General features: G+C 71.5%; 19 protein-coding genes. 8 read left to right on the top strand and 11 right to left on the bottom strand.

All coding sequences use genetic code 11. The features are described from left to right. The first annotated feature begins 4 nt into the window (after positions 1-4). Entirely contained in the window at positions 5-1,105 is a 1,101-nt protein-coding gene (locus ACZ6TU_RS32880; protein WP_469552551.1) for an ABC transporter ATP-binding protein, read from the top strand. Between the two features lie 26 nt (positions 1,106-1,131). After that, the gene (locus ACZ6TU_RS32875; protein WP_467678409.1) at positions 1,132-2,235 is read left to right on the top strand and encodes an ABC transporter ATP-binding protein; all 1,104 of its coding nucleotides are present in this window, start codon (positions 1,132-1,134) and stop codon (positions 2,233-2,235) included. Positions 2,236-2,245: 10 nt separating this feature from the next. Here ACZ6TU_RS32875 and ACZ6TU_RS32870 read toward each other — a convergent pair whose 3' ends face one another. Then, positions 2,246-2,956, bottom strand: a complete 711-nt coding sequence (locus tag ACZ6TU_RS32870; RefSeq protein ID WP_467678411.1) for an MBL fold metallo-hydrolase — start codon at positions 2,954-2,956, stop codon at positions 2,246-2,248. Positions 2,957-3,016: 60 nt separating this feature from the next. Further along, positions 3,017-4,372 (bottom strand): M20/M25/M40 family metallo-hydrolase, encoded by a 1,356-nt coding sequence (locus tag ACZ6TU_RS32865; protein WP_467678412.1) that lies wholly within the window; start codon positions 4,370-4,372, stop codon positions 3,017-3,019. Positions 4,373-4,506: 134 nt separating this feature from the next. Between ACZ6TU_RS32865 and ACZ6TU_RS32860 the strand changes: the two genes are divergently transcribed. Beyond that, positions 4,507-5,751: a geranylgeranyl reductase family protein gene (locus tag ACZ6TU_RS32860; protein WP_467678414.1), complete on the top strand. Its 1,245-nt coding sequence runs from the start codon at positions 4,507-4,509 to the stop codon at positions 5,749-5,751. Here ACZ6TU_RS32860 and ACZ6TU_RS32855 read toward each other — a convergent pair. Beyond that, positions 5,735-6,184, bottom strand: a complete 450-nt coding sequence (locus ACZ6TU_RS32855; RefSeq protein ID WP_467678415.1) for a nitroreductase family deazaflavin-dependent oxidoreductase — start codon at positions 6,182-6,184, stop codon at positions 5,735-5,737. The genes ACZ6TU_RS32860 and ACZ6TU_RS32855 overlap by 17 nt on opposite strands. 187 nt (positions 6,185-6,371) lie before the next feature. On the opposite strand from ACZ6TU_RS32855, the gene ACZ6TU_RS32850 reads away from it, so the two are divergent. Further along, positions 6,372-7,097, top strand: coding sequence for a TetR/AcrR family transcriptional regulator (locus ACZ6TU_RS32850; protein ID WP_467678417.1), 726 nt, complete (start codon positions 6,372-6,374; stop codon positions 7,095-7,097). Positions 7,098-7,465: 368 nt separating this feature from the next. Here the strand turns inward: ACZ6TU_RS32850 and ACZ6TU_RS32845 are convergent, their stop codons facing one another. Next, positions 7,466-8,044: a hypothetical protein gene (locus tag ACZ6TU_RS32845; protein ID WP_469552548.1), complete on the bottom strand. Its 579-nt coding sequence runs from the start codon at positions 8,042-8,044 to the stop codon at positions 7,466-7,468. 464 nt (positions 8,045-8,508) lie between these two features. Then, complete coding sequence (locus ACZ6TU_RS32840) at positions 8,509-9,303, bottom strand: AfsR/SARP family transcriptional regulator (protein WP_469552546.1); 795 nt, start codon at positions 9,301-9,303, stop codon at positions 8,509-8,511. 135 nt (positions 9,304-9,438) lie between these two features. Here ACZ6TU_RS32840 and ACZ6TU_RS32835 point away from each other — a divergent pair, with 135 nt between their 5' ends. Genes ACZ6TU_RS32835 through ACZ6TU_RS32825 form a run of 3 tightly spaced genes read left to right on the top strand, consistent with a single transcriptional unit; the run spans position 9,439 to position 13,590 of the window. Continuing rightward, positions 9,439-11,610 (top strand): MMPL family transporter, encoded by a 2,172-nt coding sequence (locus ACZ6TU_RS32835; protein ID WP_469552544.1) that lies wholly within the window; start codon positions 9,439-9,441, stop codon positions 11,608-11,610. A gap of 53 nt (positions 11,611-11,663) precedes the next feature. Then, on the top strand, positions 11,664-12,887 hold the full coding sequence (locus ACZ6TU_RS32830; RefSeq protein ID WP_467678424.1) for a sensor histidine kinase: 1,224 nt from the start codon (positions 11,664-11,666) through the stop codon (positions 12,885-12,887). Between the two features lie 37 nt (positions 12,888-12,924). Beyond that, entirely contained in the window at positions 12,925-13,590 is a 666-nt protein-coding gene (locus ACZ6TU_RS32825) for a response regulator (RefSeq protein ID WP_467678425.1), read from the top strand. Here the strand turns inward: ACZ6TU_RS32825 and ACZ6TU_RS32820 are convergent. The 3 genes from ACZ6TU_RS32820 to ACZ6TU_RS32810 all read right to left on the bottom strand — a co-directional run bounded on the left by ACZ6TU_RS32820 (position 13,551) and on the right by ACZ6TU_RS32810 (position 16,694). Beyond that, the gene (locus ACZ6TU_RS32820) at positions 13,551-13,835 is read right to left on the bottom strand and encodes a DUF6332 family protein (RefSeq protein ID WP_467678427.1); all 285 of its coding nucleotides are present in this window, start codon (positions 13,833-13,835) and stop codon (positions 13,551-13,553) included. The genes ACZ6TU_RS32825 and ACZ6TU_RS32820 overlap by 40 nt on opposite strands. A 118-nt stretch (positions 13,836-13,953) precedes the next feature. Then, on the bottom strand, positions 13,954-14,874 hold the full coding sequence (locus ACZ6TU_RS32815) for a class I SAM-dependent methyltransferase (protein ID WP_467678429.1): 921 nt from the start codon (positions 14,872-14,874) through the stop codon (positions 13,954-13,956). A 338-nt stretch (positions 14,875-15,212) separates the two neighbouring features. Beyond that, entirely contained in the window at positions 15,213-16,694 is a 1,482-nt protein-coding gene (locus tag ACZ6TU_RS32810; protein ID WP_469552541.1) for an MFS transporter, read from the bottom strand. 86 nt (positions 16,695-16,780) lie between these two features. Between ACZ6TU_RS32810 and ACZ6TU_RS32805 the strand changes: the two genes are divergently transcribed. Next, positions 16,781-17,176 (top strand): MarR family winged helix-turn-helix transcriptional regulator, encoded by a 396-nt coding sequence (locus tag ACZ6TU_RS32805; RefSeq protein ID WP_469552540.1) that lies wholly within the window; start codon positions 16,781-16,783, stop codon positions 17,174-17,176. Positions 17,177-17,268: 92 nt separating this feature from the next. On the opposite strand, the gene ACZ6TU_RS32800 is transcribed toward ACZ6TU_RS32805, so the two are convergent. The 3 genes from ACZ6TU_RS32800 to ACZ6TU_RS32790 are packed head-to-tail and all read right to left on the bottom strand — an operon-like array spanning position 17,269 to position 19,345. After that, positions 17,269-17,997, bottom strand: coding sequence for a maleylpyruvate isomerase family mycothiol-dependent enzyme (locus tag ACZ6TU_RS32800; protein ID WP_467678435.1), 729 nt, complete (start codon positions 17,995-17,997; stop codon positions 17,269-17,271). A gap of 56 nt (positions 17,998-18,053) precedes the next feature. Next, positions 18,054-18,932 (bottom strand): SDR family oxidoreductase, encoded by an 879-nt coding sequence (locus ACZ6TU_RS32795; protein WP_467678437.1) that lies wholly within the window; start codon positions 18,930-18,932, stop codon positions 18,054-18,056. Beyond that, complete coding sequence (locus ACZ6TU_RS32790; protein ID WP_469552539.1) at positions 18,929-19,345, bottom strand: TetR/AcrR family transcriptional regulator; 417 nt, start codon at positions 19,343-19,345, stop codon at positions 18,929-18,931. Before ACZ6TU_RS32790 ends, ACZ6TU_RS32795 begins: the two co-directional genes overlap by 4 nt. Between the last annotated feature and the right edge of the window lie 96 nt (positions 19,346-19,441).

The following is a 19,441-nucleotide window of genomic DNA, read 5'->3' as shown; positions in this document are numbered from 1 at the left end:
ACCCGTGTCCGTTCAGACCTCACCGCAGCCCGCGGACGTCACGCCCGCGCCCGCACCCTTCCTCGACGTACGCGACCTGAGGGTGCACTTCCCGACCGAGGACGGCCTCGTCAGGTCCGTCGACGGCGTCTCCTTCACCCTGGAGAAGGGCAGGACCCTCGGCATCGTCGGAGAGTCCGGCTCCGGCAAGTCGGTGACCTCGCTGGCCCTGCTCGGACTGCACAAGGGCACCCGCGCCCGGGTCTCCGGCGAGATCTGGCTGGAGGGCAGGGAACTCGTCGCCCTGCCCGAGGCCGAGATGCGAGAACTGCGCGGCCGTACGGTCTCCATGATCTTCCAGGACCCGCTCTCCGCGCTGCACCCCTTCTTCACCGTCGGCGCCCAGATCGCCGAGGCCTACCGTGTGCACCACAAGGTCTCCAAGAAGGAGGCCAGGGACCGCGCGGTCGAGATGCTCAAGCGGGTCGGCATCCCGCAGCCCGAGCGCCGGGTCAGGGACTATCCGCACCAGTTCTCCGGCGGCATGCGCCAGCGCGCCATGATCGCCATGTCGCTGGTCTGCGACCCCGCCCTGCTCATCGCCGACGAGCCCACCACCGCCCTGGACGTCACCGTCCAGGCGCAGATCCTGGACCTGATCCGGGATCTCCAGGAGGAGTTCGGCTCCGCCGTCGTCATCATCACGCACGACCTCGGCGTGGTCTCCGACGTCGCCGACGACATCCTGGTGATGTACGGCGGCCGCCGGATCGAGTACGGCACCACCCGCGAGGTCCTCAAGCAGCCCCAGCACCCCTACACATGGGGGCTGTTGCAGTCGATGCCGCACCTCACCGGCGACGTCGGCGAACGGCTGAACCCGATCCCCGGGACCCCGCCGAGCCTGATCAACCTGCCGGACGGCTGCTCCTTCCACCCGCGCTGTGCCTACAAGGGCTGGGCCCCGGAGGGGCGTTGCACCGTGGAACGGCCCGAGCTGCGCCTCGTCTCCGGCACCGGAGGGCACCTCGCCGCGTGCCATCTCACGGACGAGGCCAAGCAGGAGATCCGCGGCGGGACCGGCCCGGACGACCGCGGTGCCGGAACCGCACGGGCCGCACAGTGACGGCGGCGGACGAAAGGGAGCATGACGTGAGCACCACCCAGTCCCTCACCGGGCAGACCACCGACCGCCCTACCGGAGAGAACCTCCTCGAAGTACGCGGACTCCAGAAGCATTTCCCCCTCCGGCAGGGCATCATCTTCCAGCGCCAGATCGGAGCCGTACGAGCCGTCGACGGCATCGACTTCTCGGTCGGGCCCGCGGAGTCGCTGGGCCTGGTAGGCGAGTCCGGCTGCGGCAAGTCGACCACCGGCCGCCTGATCACCCGGCTGCTCGAACCCACCGGCGGTTCCGTCGTCTTCGACGGCGAGGACATCACCCACCGGCCTCCCGGGCGGATGCAGGAGGCCCGCCGCAACCTCCAGATGATCTTCCAGGACCCGTACTCCTCCTTGAACCCCCGGCACACCGTCGGCACCATCATCGAGACGCCGATGCGGCTCAACGGCATCAATCCGCCCCAGGGCCACAAGCGGCGCGCCCAGGAACTCCTGGAGACGGTGGGCCTCAACCCCGAGCACTACAACCGCTACCCGAACGAGTTCTCCGGCGGCCAGCGCCAGCGCATCGGCATCGCCCGCGCCCTCGCCCTGCAGCCCAAGCTGATCGTGGCCGACGAACCCGTCTCCGCGCTGGACGTCTCCATCCAGGCGCAGGTCGTCAACCTGCTCCAGGACCTCCAGCGGGAGTTCGGCATCGCCTTCGTCTTCATCGCCCACGACCTCGCCGTCGTACGGCACTTCTCCGAACGGGTCGCCGTGATGTACCTCGGCAAGATCGTCGAGGTGGCCGACCGGGAGTCGCTCTACACCCGGCCACGGCACCCCTACACGCACGCGCTGCTGTCCGCCGTCCCCGAGGCCGACCCGGACGCCACCGAGCGGCGGGAGCGGATACGGCTGGCCGGGGACGTGCCCTCGCCGATCGACCCGCCCTCCGGCTGCCGCTTCCGCACCCGCTGCTGGAAGGCCCAGGACAAGTGCGCCACCGAGGAACCGCGGCTCGTCAGCGTCGAGGGCAGCCCCGCGGGCCACCTGACCGCCTGCCACTTCCCCGAGGAACCGACGGTCGCCGCGCGCGCCGAGGACATCGTGCTCGACCCGGCACTCGCGGAGCTGAAGGGCAGCCTCTGACCACCGCCGGTCACGCGTACGCCATGGCCCGCAGCGCCCCGGCCGCCCCCCGCGTCACCGGATCCCCGTGACCGAAGCAGGCCACGTCCGTGTCCAGCTCCGCCAGCCGCCGGCAGGCGGCCGGTACCTGGGAGCGGTCGAGGTTGAGCACGCCCGGCATCACCGTGCCGTCCACGGGCGACGCGGCGACCGTGTCACCCGTGAACAGCACCCCGTACTCCGGGAGATGGAGCGCGATGCTGCCGTGCGTGTGCCCCGGCACGTGGACGACGTGCGCCCCGCCGCCCCAGTCCAGAACCTCGCCCCCGGCCAGCTCCGTGACCTGCGCCGGCCGGACGAAGTCACCCTCGGGCAGGAGCTTCGCCGCCTGCTCGTACAGCGGCCGCTCCCAGTCCTCGAACACCGGCGGGGGGCCGGGGACCTCGCCCCGTACGACGGGCGCGTCCAGCCGGTGGACCAGTACCTCGGCACTACCGAGCGCGGCGAACTCGCCCGCCCCGCCCACGTGATCGTCGTGGAAGTGGGTGAGCACGATCCGCCGTACGTCCCGCGGATCCCGGCCGAGCGCGGTCACCGCCTCGGCGATGGGCGCGCCGTAGCCCGCCGGGCCGGCGTCGATCAGCGTCAGTTCGCCACGGTCGTCGCCGTCGCGCCACAGATAGGCCTGGCCGACGGGGAAGCGCAGTAAGTGGAGGCGGGGGAGGAGCTCGATGACGTCCATGGGACGACCGTAGGCAAGGCCCCCGTCCGCGGACGAGGGCCTTGGCTGTCGGCAGAGCGGTCAGCTCGCCGCGTAGTTGCGCAGGAACAGCGCCTCCGCCACCGACAGCCGCTCCAGTTCCTCGGGGGACACGCTCTCGTTCACGGCGTGGATCTGGGCCTCCGGCTCGCTCAGCCCGATGAGCAGGATCTCCGCACGCGGGTAGAGGGCGGCGAGGGTGTTGCACAGCGGGATGGAGCCACCCTGGCCGGCGTACTGCATCTCCTGTCCCGGGTACGCCACGGCCATCGCGTCCGCCATGGCCTGGTACGCCGGGCTCGACGTGTCGGCGCGGAAGGCCTGGCCCTGGCCGATCTGCTCGGTGCTCACCCGCGCACCCCACGGCGTGTGCGCCTCCAGGTGCGCCTGGAGCAGCTTGGTCGCCTCGGCCGCGTCCACGCCCGGCGGCACCCGCAGGCTGATCAGCGCCCGGGCGCTCGCCTGCACGGACGGGGTGGCGCCGACGACGGGCGGGCAGTCGATGCCGAGGACCGTCACGGCCGGGCGCGCCCAGATGCGGTCGGCGACCGTCCCGGAACCGATCAGCCCGACGCCGTCCAGCACCTTGGCGTCCTGCCGGAACCGCTCCTCGTCGTACTGGAGCCCGTCCCAGGCCGCGTCCCCGGTGAGCCCGTCGACGGTCGTCGAACCGTCCTCGGCGCGCAGCGAGTCCAGGGCCCGGATCAGGGCGGCCAGCGCGTCGGGCGCGGCACCGCCGAACTGGCCCGAGTGCAGGTTGCCGGCGAGCGTGTCGATCCGGACGCGGACGAGGGTCATGCCGCGCAGGGTGGAAGTGACGGTCGGCAGCCCGACCCGGAAATTGCCCGCGTCGCCGATGACGATCGTGTCGGCCTCCAGCAGGCCCGGATGCTCCTCCGCGTACCGCTCCAGTCCGCCCGTGCCCTGCTCCTCCGAGCCCTCGGCGATCACCTTCACGTGGACCGGGACGCCGCCGTTCGCCTTCAGCGCGCGCAGCGCCAGCAGGTGCATGATGACACCGCCCTTGCAGTCGGCGGTCCCGCGCCCGTACCAGCGCCCGTCCCGCTCGGTCAGTTCGAACGGCGGGGTCGTCCAGCCGGCCTCGTCCAGCGGCGGCTGTACGTCGTAGTGGGCGTACAGCAGGACCGTCTTCGCGCCCTCCGGGCCCGGCAGGTAGCCGTAGACCGACTGCGTGCCGTCGGGGGTGTCGAGCAGGGCCACGTCCTGGAAACCCTCGGCGGCGAGCGCGTCCGCGACCCAGCGGGCGGCGCCCTCGCTCTCGCTCCTCGGGAACTGGTCGAAGTCCGCCACCGACCGGAAGGCCACCAGTTCGGTGAGTTCTTCCTTCGCCCTGGGCATCAACGAGGCGACGGTCTCGGCGACCGGATTCGACGACATGGGCACGCTCCTTGTGGGTGCGACGTTGTAGCGGTGAGTGCCGTAGATCCTCCCACAGCGGCCTTCGGCCGGGTCCGCCGTAGGATGCGGGAGACAGCAGGGGCAGGCGGCTTGATCGGGAGCAGTAGACCATCGTGAGCAGCGAGAACTCTTCGGCGGACGACGTACAGCAGGTGTGGGACGTCGTCGTGGTGGGCGCGGGACCCGCGGGCGCTTCGGCCGCGTATGCGGCGGCGGTCGCCGGGAGACGCGTGCTGTTGCTGGAGAAGGCGGAGCTGCCGCGGTACAAGACGTGCGGCGGCGGCATCATCGGCCCCTCGCGCGACGCCCTCCCGCCCGGCTTCGAGCTGCCGCTCAGGGACCGCGTGCACGCGGTGACCTTCTCGAACAACGGTCGTTTCACGCGCACCCGCCGGTCCAAGCAGATGCTCTTCGGGCTGATCAACCGGCCCGAGTTCGACCAGCAGCTCGTCGAGCACGCGCAGAAGGCGGGCGCCGAGCTGCGTACGGGTGTGACGGTCCAGCGGGTCGAGCAGCACGGTTCGGCGGTGCCCGACCGGCGCACGGTCGCCGTGCTCCTCCAGGGCGGCGAGGTCCTGCTCGCGCGGGCCGTGGTCGGCGCGGACGGCAGCGCCAGCCGCATAGGGGCGCACGTCGGGGTCAAGGTCGACCAGGTGGACCTCGGCCTGGAGGTGGAGATCCCGGTTCCGGAGACCGTAGCCGAGGACTGGAAGGGGCGGGTGCTCATCGACTGGGGCCCCATGCCCGGCAGTTACGGCTGGGTCTTCCCCAAGGGCGACACCCTGACGGTCGGGGTGATATCGGCGCGGGGCGAAGGCGCCGCGACGAAGCGGTACTTGGAGGAGTTCGTCGGGCGGCTGGGCCTCGCCGGCTTCGAACCGAGCATCTCCTCCGGGCACTTGACCCGCTGCCGGGCCGACGACTCGCCGCTCTCGCGCGGGCGGGTGCTGGTGTGCGGTGACGCGGCGGGGCTGCTGGAGCCGTGGACCCGCGAGGGCATCTCCTTCGCGCTGCGGTCCGGGCGGCTCGCGGGGGAGTGGGCGGTGCGGATCGCCGAGGCGCACGACGCCGTGGACACGCGCCGGCAGGCCCTCAACTACGCGTTCGCGGTCAAGGCCGGGCTCGGTGTGGAGATGAGCGTCGGCAAACGGCTGCTGACCGTGTTCGAGCGCCGCCCCGGCCTGTTCCACGCGGCGCTGACGAGCTTCCGCCCGGCCTGGAGGGCGTTCAAGGAGATCACGCAGGGTTCGACGTCGCTGGGCGAGATCGTCCGCACGTACCCGGTGGCCCAGCGGGCTCTGACCGCGCTGGACCGCCGTCCCGCCGCGACGGGCGACGAGGTCAGCCCGTCACAGTGATCTCGAAGACCGGGTGGTCGGGGGCGATGCGGCGCAGCTGGTCGTCCGGGGAGTCGGGGCCGACTCCGTTGAAGAAGACCCCGACCTCCGCCTTCCATCGCTCGAGGTAGGCGCGCAGGATCGGGCTCTTGTCGTCGTCGCCTACCTCGGTCGCGGTGAAGGTGTCCACGCGCTTGCCGAGGTGCAGTTCCCCGCCGCCCGCCGCGCGCATGTTGTGCGTCCACTGGACGTGGCCGCGGGGTGCGACCAGGTACTGCCTGCCGTCCAGGGTCAGCAGGTTGACCGGGGTGGTGCGCCACTGGCCGCTCTTGCGGCCGCGGACCGCGAGGACGCGGGAGCCCCAGACACTGACGCCGCGGCGGGTCAGCCAGCTCACGAGCCGGTTGAAGACGTTGACGGTGAACCAGCCGGGCTTGCGGACGTGCGTGGACATGGGCCCCCCTGGTGGGTGTGGAGCAGTGCTCTTATTTGTGAGCACTGCTCTCGCTCGGTGCTGCCAGTCTGCCCGAGGTCGGCGCTCCAAAGCAAGAGCACTGCTCTCTTTCTTGGATGCTGCTCTCGCTTGTGTGCGCCGATCTCGTTTGTGTGCACTGCTCCGCTTCCATGGCACACTGCCCCGCATGAGCACCACACACGGCGCCCGTGCCCGGGCCAGGATCGAAGTCACCGCGGCCATCAAGGACGAGGCCCGCAGACAGCTCGCGGCCGAGGGCGCCGACAGGCTCTCGCTGCGCGCCGTCGCCCGCGAGCTCGGCATGGTCTCCTCCGCGCTGTACCGCTACTTCCCCAGCCGTGACGACCTGCTGACCGCTCTCATCATCGACGCCTACGACTCCCTCGGCGAGGCCGCCGAGGCCGCCCACGAAACAGCCGCCGGCTCCGGCCCCCCGCAACGCTGGATCGCGGTGTGCGAGGCGGTGCGGCGCTGGGCGCTCGACCATCCGCACGAGTACGCCCTCATCTACGGATCGCCCGTGCCGGGCTACACCGCCCCCGACACCACCGTCCCGGCCGCCGCCCGCGTCGGTCTGCTGTTCTTCGGCATCGTGCGCGACGCCTACCGCGGCCTCGGCCTGGCCAGGCCCTCGCTGCCGGCCGAGCTGCGCCCGGAGGCCGAACGGATGGCCACCGACCTCGCGCCGGACCTGCCGCCCGAGACGGTGACGGCCCTCGTCGCGGCCTGGGCCCAGTTGTTCGGGCTGGTCGGCTTCGAGCTGTTCGGGCAGTTCAACCGAGTGGTGACGGACCGGGAGACGTTCTTCCGGCACGCGGCGGGGCAACTCGCCCACGGGGTGGGGCTGGTGTACCCGCAGCAGGGGTCTGCTTCCGAGAGCCCCACGTCTTAGCTTGTCGTTTAGGTTCGGCGTCGAACGGCATCTCGAACTCAACCGGCGTTTTCGTAGTGGGTTCAGAAACCTGCACACAAAGACCGGCTCTCCGGCTGGTGCGCCGAAACCCTCGCGTCCCGGGCCTGGCAGACCACCGGGCTCGAAGAACCGCCAACCGGCTGCCCGACACGACGTGGGCCGGGTCCTCGCCACCGGTGATGCCTACACACGCCCCACTCACCACAAGGTCGGCACCAAGCCTCGGCGCACAGAGTGACGGCGGTCCTCAGTGGGCCGTCGGCGGACACTCTGCGTCACGCGGTACCGCTTCAGCCTGTGGCGGTGTGGCTCCGGACTCGGACCACTGCGGAGCGAGGGGCTGGACGTCAGGCCTTCACGGGCGGGTGCTCGACCGCTCGACGGCGCTTCCAGTACGCGACGGTCAGTACGGCCAGGAGCGGCCCCCACAGGAGCAGCGGCGTGTAGCAGATGTGGAACAAGGGGTCGTTGGGAGAATCGTCGGGAGCCGCGTCGCCTCGGATCGTCTTGCCCATGATCTGGGTGACGAGGGTTAGGCAGCAGATGAACGTGAGGAGAGTGGCTCCGGTCGCGGCGGGGATGACCGCTGCCATGGTCGGGATCCGGCGGCCACGCAGGAACGGGATCCAGCGTGGAAACACCTCGCCCCAGCGGGCGATCAGACCGAACGCGGTGAAGGCGAGTACCTCGGACAGGGCCGAGAGGGCGACGATGTAGATCCGCTCGCCGACCGTGATTCCGTTGTCGAGCGCGGCCGGGAGCCTCCAGAGGCTGGAGGGCAGGACGGCCAGCAGCACGGCGTAGGGGACGAGCCGCATCCGCCGGGACACCCCGGCAACAGGCTCGTGGGCCTCCCGCCATGCCGCACGAAGTCGTCCGGGACGGGTGGCGGCGGGGTCTTCGGCGTACTGGAGCTGCGGCTGCATGTGCGGTCCTCGGCTCGGCGGGGCTCGGCTGCCCCGTTCGCTTATGAAGATCGCAGTCAAAGGGTCCGCCGCGGATCGCTCCGCGGATTGAACTCGCTCCGCCGCAAGGCGGATTGAACGGTGCGACCGAAGGAGGACGGCAGGGGCGGGCAGAAAAAGGAGGACGGCAGGGGCGCGCAGAAATGGGAGGCCGAGCCAAGGTGCGCGGCTGACGGCGGGACGGGCAACAAGCCCGAGACATCAAGGGGGTGCCTGTGGGGAAGGTATCGAAGCCTCCACCCGTGACTACCTGTCCCTCAGGGCAGCCTGCGGAGGCGCCGGCAAACCCGCCCGGGGGAACGACTACTCCGGGGCCGGTGACTCTCTGGGTGCCTGTCACGCAGCCTCTGCCGGCCCCCAGCAACCCGCTCGGCAGGCCTAGGCGTGTTGTGTTCGGTGTGATTCCTGGTCTGTGACCAGGGCTCTCAGGCCGCCGGAACCGGCGGGCCGGGCAGGAGCTCCGGATCCTGGCGGAGGACCCGGGTGTGCAGGGACCGCAGTCCGGGCCCCGGGTCCGTGCCCATCGCGTCGGCGAGCCGCCGCCGTGCCGCCTCGTACACGGTGAGCGCGTCCGACGGGCGGCCGGTGCGGTACAGAGCGAGCATCAGCAGTTCGGCCAGGCGTTCGCGCAGCGGATGGGCCGCGACGAGCCGGACGAGTTCGTGGACGTACTCGAAGGAGCGGCCGAGTGCGATCTCTCCCTCCAGCCGCGCTTCGAGGACCGTGAGCCGCTTCTCGGCCCAGCGGAGCCGTTCCGCGGTGAGGTACGGCGCGTGCAGGCCCTCGGCGAAGTCTCCGCGCCACAGCTCCTCGGCGCGGCGGGCCAGTTCGACCGCACGCCGCACCTCGCCGGCCTGCCGTGCCGCGAGCGCCTCGTCCACCAGCAGCCGGCGCTCCGCCAGATCGTCGGCGCGGACGCCGGTCAGCCGGTAACCGGAGCCGGTCCAGGACAGCTCAGGCCCGTCCCCGAGGGCCCGGCGCAGCCCGGAGACGTACTTCTGGACGAGGTTGCGCACATGCACCGGAGGCGCGCCGCCCCACACGGCCTCGACCAGACCGTCGTACGAGAGGGGGCGGCCCTCCTGGAGCAGCAGGACGGCGAACACCGCCCGCTGCTTGGGCGGGCCGAGCGGGATCTCGGTGCCGTCGCGCAACGCGCGCAGCGCGCCGAGCAGTTCCACGCGCACGGCGTGCGATGTCCCGGACGTCTGCTCAGCCATGCGTCGAGCGTATCCCGAGCCCCGCGTTCCAGTGGATCTTCCAGTGGGTCTTCCAGCGGCCGGACCGACGGTGTTCGCACCGAAGTCCGCCGCGACTTCGCCGAACCAGCTGAACTCGCTGAGAAAGGCCACCTCATGCTCACCCGGCTCGGCCGTCGGTCCGCGCGGTACAGCCGCGCCGTGCTGCTCGGCTTCCTCCTGCTCTTCCTCGGCCTCGGCGGCTACGGCGCCGGCGCCCAGGACGACCTCGACCTCTCCCGCTGGAGCTCCCCCGGCACGGAGTCGGTGCGTGCCGCCGACGAACTGCGCGACGGCTTCCGCACCGGCAATCCCAACCTCGCCCTCCTGGTCACGGCACGCGACGGCGACGTGGACAGCGCGCGCACCGAGCGGGCTGCGAGGCAACTCACCGACGAGGTCGAGCGGTTGCCCCGCGTCACGGACGTCACCGCCTACTGGGACGCCGACAGTCCCGCCCTGCGCGGCAAGGACGGCCGACGGGCCCTGATCCTCGTCCACCTGCAGGGCACCGCCACCGAGACCCGTGAGGAACTCGCCTCCCTCTCACCCCGGCTGGCCCGCACCACCGCCGACATCGAGGTCCGCGTGGGTGGCCAGGAGGAGATCTCCCGGCAGGTCGGCAGGCAGGCCCGCGCCGACTTCCTGCGCGCGGAGGCGTTCGCGCTGCCCGTCGTGCTGCTCCTGCTGATCCTCGTCTACCGGCGCACGGTCGCCGCCCTGCTGACCGTGGCGGTCGGGCTGTTCTCCGTCGTCGGCACGCTCGCCGGGCTGCGGGTGATCGCGCAGTTCACTCAGGTGTCGACGTTCGCCGCCAACCTCGCGCTGGTGCTCGGACTGGGACTGGGCGTCGATTACAGCCTGTTCATGATCAACCGGTACCGCGAGGAGCGGGCCGCCGGACACGACCAGCGGGCAGCCGTGCCCCGCGCCACCGCCGCCGCGGGACGCACGGTCCTCTTCAGCGGCGTCACCGTCGCGGTGTCGCTGTGCGCGCTGTTGGTGTTCCCGTTCTTCTTCCTGAGTTCGTTCGCCTACGCGGGTGTGCTCGTGGTGGTGACGGCGGTCGCCGGCGCGGTGCTGTTCCTGCCCGCCGCCCTCGCCCGCTGGGGGCACCGTGTGGAGCGTGCCTCCGCGCCCGCCTCCGGCTTCTGGCACCGCGCCGCGCTCACCGCCATGCGCCGCCCGTTACTCGCCGGCGCCGGAGTGCTGACCGTCCTGCTCGTCGCCGCCTCGCCCCTGCTCGGACTGCGCTTCGGCCTGCCCGACGAACGCACGCTGCCCGAGGGCACCTCCTCGCGCACCACCTCGGAGATCGTGCACCGGGAGTTCGCCGCCGAACCCACGGACACCGTCCAGGTCGTCCTCGGCGCACCCGCGGCCGAACCGGCCGGCACGCGCGCGTACGCCGCCGAACTCTCCCGCCTGCCCGGCGTGTTCCAGGTCGACGCGCCCGAAGGCGCCTACCAGGACGGCCGGCGCACCGGCCCGCCCGGCCAGGACCGGCTGACGGCGTCCGACGGACGGGTGCGTCTGGCCGTCGTACCCACCCAGCAGGCCCTGTACGGCGATGTGCCCGCGTTCGTCGAACGCGTCCGGCAGACCCCGGGTCCGGCGCCCGTCCTGGTCGGCGGCTACCCCGGCGAGACCACCGACTTCCGCTCCACCCTCCTGGACCGGCTCCCGTTCGCCGTGGGGATCGTGCTGGTGGCGACGTACGTGATCCTCTTCCTGATGACGAACAGCGTGCTGCTGCCGGTGAAGGCGACCGTGCTGAACCTGCTCAGCCTGTCGGTGATGTTCGGCTGCCTGGTGTGGGTCTTCCAGGACGGGCACCTGTCCGGACCGCTCGGCTTCACCCCCACCGGGTCGATCGAGCCGAGCATCCCGGTGCTGATGTTCTGCGTGGCCTACGGGCTGTCGATGGACTACGAGGTGTTCCTGCTGGCCCGGATCAAGGAGGAGCACGACCGCACCGGCGACACCCGGCGCGCGGTCGGCGAGGGCATCCGGCGCAGCGCCCCGCTGATCACGGCCGCGGCCGGGATCCTGGCGCTGTCCTTCCTGTCGTACGCCACCGGAGGGGTCGTCTTCCTCAAGGAACTCGGCATCGGCACGGCCCTGACGATCCTCGTCGACGCCACCCTGATCCGGGTCGTGCTGCTGCCGGTGACCATGCGGCTGGCCGGGCGGGCGAACTGGTGGGCGCCGCGGCGGCTGCGCCGGCTGCGGATCAGGGAGGGCGAGGCCGCCCCGGCGGACGACGTACTCCGCGGAGAGTACGCGTGATCACCACGCCTGGGTGACGCCCTCGCGGGCGGGCGGCGTCTAGCGTGGCCGGTATGGACGAGCAGCGTGTGCGGGGCGGTCCGCCGCAGTGGTGGCGGCACGGGCCTCCGTGGGGGGACCGGTGGGGGGAGGGAAAGCGGGCGCCCCGGTGGCCCTGGCGGTCCGCCGTCGTCGTCACGGTCTTCGTCCTCGTCGGCTCGAACTTCGCCGCTCATGGCCAGGAGGCGGAGCGCGCGGCCCTGGACCCCTCGGCGCGGGTGCTGCTGCTGGTGGCCGGGGCGCTGCTGCTGTGGCGCAAGCGGTATCCGGTGACCGTGGTCTTCGGCACGGCGGGCGCCGTCATGCTCTACCTGGCGGCCGGGTATCCGTACGGGCCGGTGCTCCTCACCGTCGCCGTGGCGTGCTTCAGCGCGATCGTCGCCGGGCATCGCTGGGCGGCGTGGGCGGCGATGGGAACGCTCTGGGCCGGGCACGTCGTGGTGGCGCACTGGCTCTACCAGTGGCTGCCGCCGTCGGGGGACTCCGCCGTCTCCTGGGGCGAGGAACTGGTCGTCGCCACCTGGGTGGTGGCGATCGCGGCGGTGTCGGAGCTGTTCCGGATCCGGCGCGAGCAGTGGGTCCGCGAGCGGGCCGAACGCGCCGAGGCGGCGCGGCGGCGGGCCGACGAGGAGCGGCTGCGGATCGCGCAGGAGCTGCACGACGTGCTCGCCCACAGCATCTCCGTGATCAACGTGCAGGCGGGGGTCGGCCTCGCGCTCCTCGACTCCGATCCCGAACAGGCCCGTACGGCGCTCACCACGATCAAGGCCAAGAGCAAGGAGGCGCTCGGCGAGGTGCGCCAAGTGCTCGACACGCTGCGCGCGCCCGGTGACGCGCCGCGCGCCCCCGCGCCCGGACTGGACCGGCTGTCCGAGCTGGTCGAGCAGGCGGCGAGCGCGGGCCTGACCGTCGACGTCGAGGGCGAGCCGCCGCGCCTCGCGCCCGGCACGGACCTGGCCGCCTTCCGGATCGTCCAGGAGGCCCTGACCAACGTCGTACGGCACTCGGGCTCGCGGCACGCGCGCGTGCACCTCGCACACGACTCGGACGTGCTGCGGCTGCGTGTCGACGACGACGGGCCCGCGACCGGCGCCGAGGCGGGCGGCAGCGGCAACGGGCTGGCCGGTATGCGGGAGCGGGCCGCCGCGCTGGGTGGCACCATCGAGGCCGGGCCCCGCCCGGACGGCGGTTTCCGGGTGCTCGCCGTACTGCCCCTGACGGCTTCCGCCGGCAAGTGAGCCGGAGACGAAACACCGAACCACCTGAGGAGGACCGGTGATCCGCGTACTGCTCGCCGACGACCAGTCACTGGTCCGGGCCGGGTTCCGGGCGCTGCTCGACGCACAGCCCGACATCGAGGTGGCCGCGGAGGCCGCCGACGGGGAGGAGGCCGTGCGCAGGATCCGCGAACTGCGGCCCGACGTCGTGCTGATGGACATCCGCATGCCCGCGCTCGACGGCCTGGCCGCGACCCGCCGGGTCACCGAGGACCCGCACCTCGGGGACGTCAAGGTGGTCATGCTCACCACCTTCGAGCTCGACGAGTACGTCTTCGAGGCGGTCCGCTCGGGCGCCTCGGGCTTCCTGGTCAAGGACACCGAGCCGGACGAACTCCTGCGCGCCGTACGGGCGGTGGTCGCGGGTGACGCGTTGCTCTCGCCGGGGGTGACGCGCCGCCTGATCGCCGAGTTCGCGGCCCGCTCCAAGGAACCCGCGGCGGCGGACGCGCTGGTCCGCCTCACCGAGCGGGAGCGGGAGGTGATGGCCCTGGTCGGCATCGGTCTGTCCAACGAGGAGATCGCCCGCCGCCTGGTCGTCAGCCCGCTCACCGCGAAGACCCACGTCAGTCGCACCATGGTGAAGCTGGGCGCCCGCGACCGGGCACAACTGGTCGTGCTCGCCTACGAGTCGGGGCTGGTCCGGCCGGGCTGGCTGGGCTGACCCGCCGAGCGGAACCGGACCAGCACACTGACGACCCGTGCGACGAAGAGGACGGGCGCCAGCACCAGTCCGGCGCGCAGCAGCAGGCTCTCCGGCGTGTCCGGGAGGTCGAAGAGCAGCGCGGGACCGGCCACGGCCCCGAAGACGACCGCCGCCGCGAAGGCCGCACTGCACAGCGCGTATCCGATCTCGACGGTGATCGCGTCGCGTTCGGCCTGGGTACGCCGTCCCCCGTGACTGGTCATACGGCGAGTCAAACAGGGAGGGCGCCGGTGGGCAAGCGGCCCGCCGGGCGCCCTCGGTGGGCGTTCGCCCTGCCCGGAGCGTGCGGCAGCTGCCGCCGACCGAATGTCCGTAGATCGTCTAGGGGGCAACGTCGGCGACGCCGTCTGCGGGTTTGTCGAGGACGTACGCGGTGTAGCGAGTGACGCGCCCGATGGCCCGGTGAGCTCGGACGACGGTGATGACCTCGTCCCAGTCCTGTGCGTCGAGTGTTCTGAGGCCGGGCCACCGCACGCACAGGGCCTGTCGGCCGGCCCGGGTGGACGCGGTGCCGACGAACAGGGCACAGAGTTGGGCTGCCCTGTGGAGTACGGGGGTGGTCCAGTCGAGGATCCGGCGCGTGGTGAAGCCCACGGCGGAAGCCATCAGCGGGTACCGCTCGTACGGTTCGATGTCGTCGAAGCGCCAGGTCCCGCGTACGAGGCCGTTCGGGTCGAGTGTCCCGATCGGCTGATCCGTGCGGGACGTGACATCCACAAGGACGAGCCGGCCTCCTGGGCGGAGCAGCCGGAAGCTTTCGCTCAGGAATGACCTACGGCCCTCATGGCCGAAGTGGAAGGCGGCCTCCAGGCAGTGCACTCGGTCGAAGGAACCATCCGTCAGCGGGATCTCCGCTGCCTGCTGCGGCAGAGCCGTGGCGTCGGCGACGGCGAAGTGCGCGCCGGAACAGCCGCCGAAGCGGCGACGTGCCTGATCGATCTGCGCGGGCTGGACGTCCACGCCCAGCGCCCGGCATCCCGCGGCGCCCAACCGCGCAGTGGTGTCACCGCGACCGCATCCGGCATCCAGGACGAGCTGTCCGGGCCGGGCGTCCAGCAACGCCAGCGACCGGCGAGCCAGTCGGCGCTGAAAGGGCACCGGCCCGGCCAGGACCACGAGCGGCAGGGTGGGCAGCGTGAAGTAGCCGATGTCGACCAGGCTGTCCCAGCCGAGGTGCCGCAGCACCCGGAAGAGCACACTGTCGTCGTTGTACGCACTCGCGAGGTCCCCGCTGTCACCCATCCCGCATCCTCCGTTCGGTGGGCACCCACGCTGGGCCCGCTGCCCGGGTCACCGCCCCGGCCTGCGCTTACACTGGGCCCGTAAGGGATGTTCGTGACGTACCGGAATCACGGTGCGCCATCAGCGGATGCTCGTGCCGGCCCCAGGTTCGCCGCGCGCGCTCTGCAGGGCGCTGATCGGCGGTATTGCGCCCGCCATCTGCACATGAGGGTAGAACTCATTCGAAGTCCGGAAAACCATAAAACGTACGCTTTTTCGATTGGCTGCGCTTCTCGCCTCGGCCCTGCGTTCCCTCCGCAGGTCACGCAGGGCGTCTTGATCGCGACTGGAGACGCTCCCTAGTCGCGTACGGCGACGCGCTCCGCCTCCTTCGGGGTGGACTTGGCGACCACGACGGACGGCTGCTCCCGCCGGGTCCGCAGGCCCGTGAGGGTGATCAGCAGGCCGGCGAGGGCGATGAGCGTCACGACCACCAGCCCGGGCCGGTAGCTGTCGAGGACGGCCTGCGGGGAGGCGTTGCCCTGCTCGGGTGCGTTCGCGGTCACCACCGCCGTCACCACGGCGAGGAAGATCGCGCCGCCCACCTGGACGGAGGTGTTGAGCAGCCCGGAGACCATGCCCTGCTCGTGCTCGTCGACGCCGTTGGTGGCCTGCACGTTGAGGGACGGGAAGGTCAGCGCGAAGCCCGAGCCGACCAGCAGCATCGTCGGCAGGATCACCGCCGCGTAGACCGGGTCGAGGTCGATGCGCAGGAACAGCACGTAGCCGGTCACCATCAGGACGAAGCCCAGCACCATCAGCCGGGCCGTGCCGAACCGGTCGATGACGGCCCCCACCTTCGTCGCGGACAGCGCCACCAGCGCGCCCGCCGGCAGGAAGGCCAGGGCCGTGTGCAGCGCCGACCAGCCGAGCAACTGCTGCATATAGAGGGTCACCAGGAACTGGAAGCCGATGTAGCTGCCGACGAACGTCAACGCGCCGAGCTGAGCGCGCACTTGCGGCCCCGAGCGCAGCACGCCGAGCCGGATGAGCGGGCTGGGGCTGCGCCGCTCGACGGCGACGAAGGCCGCCAGCAGGACGGCGACGGCGGCGAAGGACAGGACGGTCCGGGCCGACCCCCAGCCCACCTCGGGCGCCTCGACGACGGTGAAGACGAGCAACAGCATCGAGGCGGTGCCGAGGACGGCGCCCGGGATGTCGTAGCCGCCCTGGCCGCGCTCGCGCTCGGTGCGCGGAAGCAGCTTCAGGCCCACGAGCAGGGCGATCAGCGCGATGGGGGCGGGCAGGAGCATCGTGAGCCGCCAACTGGCCTCCGTGAGCAGGCCGGAGAAGACCAGGCCCATCGAGTAGCCGGTGGCGCCGCAGGTGGTGTAGATGGCCAGGGCGCGGTTGCGCAACGGGCCTTCGGGGAACGTCGTGGTGATGATCGACAGGCCGGCGGGGGCCGTGAAGGCCGCGCTCAGGCCCTTGATGAAGCGGCTGGCGATGAGCAAGGGCCCCGAGTCGACGAGACCGCCGAGCAGTGAGGCCAGCGCGAAGACTCCCAGCGCCACCAGGAAGACCTGGCGCCGGCCCAGCAGGTCGGCGGCGCGTCCGCCGAGGAGCAGCAGACCGCCGTAGCCGAGGATGTAGCCGCTGACGATCCATTGCAGCGCCGACGTCGACAGGCCGAGGTCGGCACCGATGGAGGGCAGCGCGACGCCGACCATGGACACGTCCAGGGCGTCCAGGAACATCGCGGCGCAGAGCACCAGCAGGGTGCCCCAGAGCCGGGGAGTCCAACGCCCGTCGGACGTGGGGGAGGAGAGCGGAGAGGTCATGCCGGAGAGATTACATGCGCATGCATGGGATGCAAGTGCATTTAATTCAGGTGCAACGATCCCGGTTCTCTGTTACGGTGCGGCGCATGGCGGCGAAGCAGGCCGAGCAGGCGCTCGTGGAACAGTGGCGAGACATTCTGGCGCTGCACGCGCGAACACAGTGTGAACTCGACCGGGCTCTGCACGAACACGGCCTGTGCGCCAGCGACTTCGAGGTGCTCGACGTCCTCGCCGGGTGCCGGGCGGGGAAGGGCACTCCCTCCTATCGCGTCCAGGAGATCTCCGAGCGGGTCCATCTGAGCCAGAGCGCGCTGTCGCGGCTGATCGCCCGGCTGGAGAAGGAAGGGCTCGTCGAGCGCTGCATGTGTCCGGAGGACCGGCGGGGTGTTCGCGTGGCTCTCACGGCGAAGGGGCGCACGCTGCACGGTGAGGTGCTGCCCGTGCAGCGTGCGGTGCTGGCGCGGGTGCTGGCGGACGGCTAGGGCCTGTCGACCGGGTGAGGTCGCAGGGAATCGACGGCACCTCTTCAGCCCCGCGTCCGCGATCTGATCCGAACGACAAGGCTCTGGCCCGGTCAGATCCCTGATGTCTCCCGCCACAGCTCGGCGAGCGCCTGGTCGCCCGTGACCGACGGCAGGGGAGCCCGGTTCCACAGCGCCAGGTACAACCGCTCGGCCGGGCCGGACAGTTCGCACTCGGCGTCGCCGGTGGCGCCCCGCGTGGTCACGGGCGGCTCGGATGACAGATGTACGGTCCACACCGCGCCGGTGTCGTCCGTGCGCACCCGCAGGACGCGCGGCTCGTCCGTGCGCACCCGGCTCCTGGAGCGGGCGTGGAAGCCGCGCAGCAGTTCGTCGATGCCGTCGGTCGCGAAGTCCGGGGTGACGGCCGTGATGCCGGCTCCTCGTGCGGACTCCGCGTCGACCCGGTGCACCGCCGTCTCGTGTGCCTGCCGCCGGGTCCAGAAGGCCAGCGGGGACGGCGCGGGCAGGAAGGCGAAGCACTCCACGTCGGGCGCGGCACCGGCCAGCGTGTCGACGAGGCGGCGGTGGCTGTCGCGGTACCAGGCCACGAGCTCCGCGCCGTCGAGGTCCGGGGCGTCATCCAGCGGGCGGCGCTCGGTGTACCGCTCGGCGACGTACGACGCGGCCCAGCGGTGCACCGCGCCCGTGTGCCGCAGCAGATCGCGCACGTGCCACTCCGGGCACGTCGGTACCTTGGCGTCCGTCCCGGCCTCCTCGGCTGCCGCGGCCAGCAGCCGGCCCTGTGTGTCCAGCGTTTGAAGGAACTCAGCGGTCTCCATTTGCGCGAGTCTGCCGTATGGAGCGCGCTCCAAGCGCCGGAATTTCCCGCGGGAAGCTACGGCAGCGGTGTACCGCCCGTTGCGTTGACGATCTCGGCGGTGATGTACGACGCGTCCTGCGAGGCGAGGAAGACGTACGCCGGAGCCATCTCGGCCGGCTGCGCGGGCCGCCCGATGGGCGCCTGCTTGCCGAACTTCCGGGTGTCCGGCATCGTCGCCGGGATGAGCGGCGTCCACACCGGGCCGGGCGCCACGGCGTTGACGCGGACGCCCTTGTCGATCACCATCTGCGCCAGTCCCTGCGTGAAGGTGACGATCGCGCCCTTGGTCGTCGCGTAGTCCAGTAGATGCGGACTGGGCTTGTAGGCCTGTACCGACGTGGAGTTGATGATGCTGCCGCCCTCCGGGATGTGCGGCAGGGCCAGCTTGCACAGCCAGAACATGCCGTACAGGTTGGTGCGCAGCACCCGGTCGAACTGCTCGGTGGAGATCGCCTCGATACCGTCGGGCTGCGACATCTGGTACGCCGCGTTGTTCACCAGGACGTCGATCCGGCCGAACTCCGCGACGGCACGGTCGATCAGCGCTCGGCAGTTCTCCTCCTCCCGTACGTCGCACGAGACGGGTACGGCACGCCGCCCGGCTTCCTCGACCAGCCGGGCGGTCTCGGCGGCGTCGTCCTTCTCGTCGTCCAGGTGGGTGAAGATCACGTCGGCTCCCTCCCGGGCGAACGCCAGGGCGACCGCGCGGCCGATCCCGGAGTCCCCGCCGGTGATCACGGCCTTGCGGTCGGTCAGCCGGCCGCTGCCCCGGTAGGACTCCTCACCGTGGTCCGGGGGCGGGTCCATGGGGCCGGTCCAGCCCGGGTGCGGCTGGTCCTGGGAGGGAAACTCCGGGGTGGGGTGCTGGGTGCCGGGGTGCTGCTGATCAGTCACGGGTCTGCCTCCTTGTTCATGGCGTACGGCCCGGTGATCACAACGGGCGAGGCCCCGGGTACCCCGAACATGCGACCGGTGTTCATCCGGGCGGCGAGTTCTGTACCTGGGCGGCCGCCAGCCAGGGGCAGCGCATGGGGGTGTCGGCGCGGGGTGTCGTGGAACGTCTCCGCGGCGGCGGTCACGGCTTCCCGCCAGGTCAGACCTTCCAGCTCCCCGGGCCGGATGCCGACCTCGCCCAGGATTCTGTCGGCGACGAGGGCGAGGAGTTCGTCCTTGCCGTTGAAGTGGCGGTAGAGCGTAGCCGTGCCGGAGTCCAGGGTGTCGGTGAGCATGCTCAGGGTCGGTGCCTGGATCCCGACTTCGTCGATGAGTTTCAGGGCCGTGTCGATGATCCGGCCGACGTCCATCATCCTCTCAGCGGCCGGTCTCCGCATCGTGCGTCGAGAAAGGGCACGTTTCGGCTCCACAGCAGCCGTGACCATTCATGCCTGTTCTGGCCCTCACGT

This window comes from Streptomyces sp. NPDC052064 (assembly GCF_055585925.1).
Note: the sequence above shows the minus strand (reverse complement) of the source record. Positions and strands in the feature narration are given on the sequence as shown.

Coding starts and splice junctions, on each gene's coding strand:
- ACZ6TU_RS32805 (WP_469552540.1), top strand. CDS start 16,781: ATGGCGGCGAAGCAGGCCGAGCAGGCGCTCGTGGAACAGTGGCGAGAC.
- ACZ6TU_RS32835 (WP_469552544.1), top strand. CDS start 9,439: ATGCTCACCCGGCTCGGCCGTCGGTCCGCGCGGTACAGCCGCGCCGTG.
- ACZ6TU_RS32830 (WP_467678424.1), top strand. CDS start 11,664: ATGGACGAGCAGCGTGTGCGGGGCGGTCCGCCGCAGTGGTGGCGGCAC.
- ACZ6TU_RS32870 (WP_467678411.1), bottom strand. CDS start 2,956: ATGGACGTCATCGAGCTCCTCCCCCGCCTCCACTTACTGCGCTTCCCC.
- ACZ6TU_RS32845 (WP_469552548.1), bottom strand. CDS start 8,044: ATGCAGCCGCAGCTCCAGTACGCCGAAGACCCCGCCGCCACCCGTCCC.
- ACZ6TU_RS32865 (WP_467678412.1), bottom strand. CDS start 4,372: ATGTCGTCGAATCCGGTCGCCGAGACCGTCGCCTCGTTGATGCCCAGG.
- ACZ6TU_RS32850 (WP_467678417.1), top strand. CDS start 6,372: ATGAGCACCACACACGGCGCCCGTGCCCGGGCCAGGATCGAAGTCACC.
- ACZ6TU_RS32790 (WP_469552539.1), bottom strand. CDS start 19,345: ATGATGGACGTCGGCCGGATCATCGACACGGCCCTGAAACTCATCGAC.
- ACZ6TU_RS32855 (WP_467678415.1), bottom strand. CDS start 6,184: ATGTCCACGCACGTCCGCAAGCCCGGCTGGTTCACCGTCAACGTCTTC.
- ACZ6TU_RS32820 (WP_467678427.1), bottom strand. CDS start 13,835: ATGACCAGTCACGGGGGACGGCGTACCCAGGCCGAACGCGACGCGATC.
- ACZ6TU_RS32810 (WP_469552541.1), bottom strand. CDS start 16,694: ATGACCTCTCCGCTCTCCTCCCCCACGTCCGACGGGCGTTGGACTCCC.
- ACZ6TU_RS32840 (WP_469552546.1), bottom strand. CDS start 9,303: ATGGCTGAGCAGACGTCCGGGACATCGCACGCCGTGCGCGTGGAACTG.
- ACZ6TU_RS32800 (WP_467678435.1), bottom strand. CDS start 17,997: ATGGAGACCGCTGAGTTCCTTCAAACGCTGGACACACAGGGCCGGCTG.
- ACZ6TU_RS32815 (WP_467678429.1), bottom strand. CDS start 14,874: ATGGGTGACAGCGGGGACCTCGCGAGTGCGTACAACGACGACAGTGTG.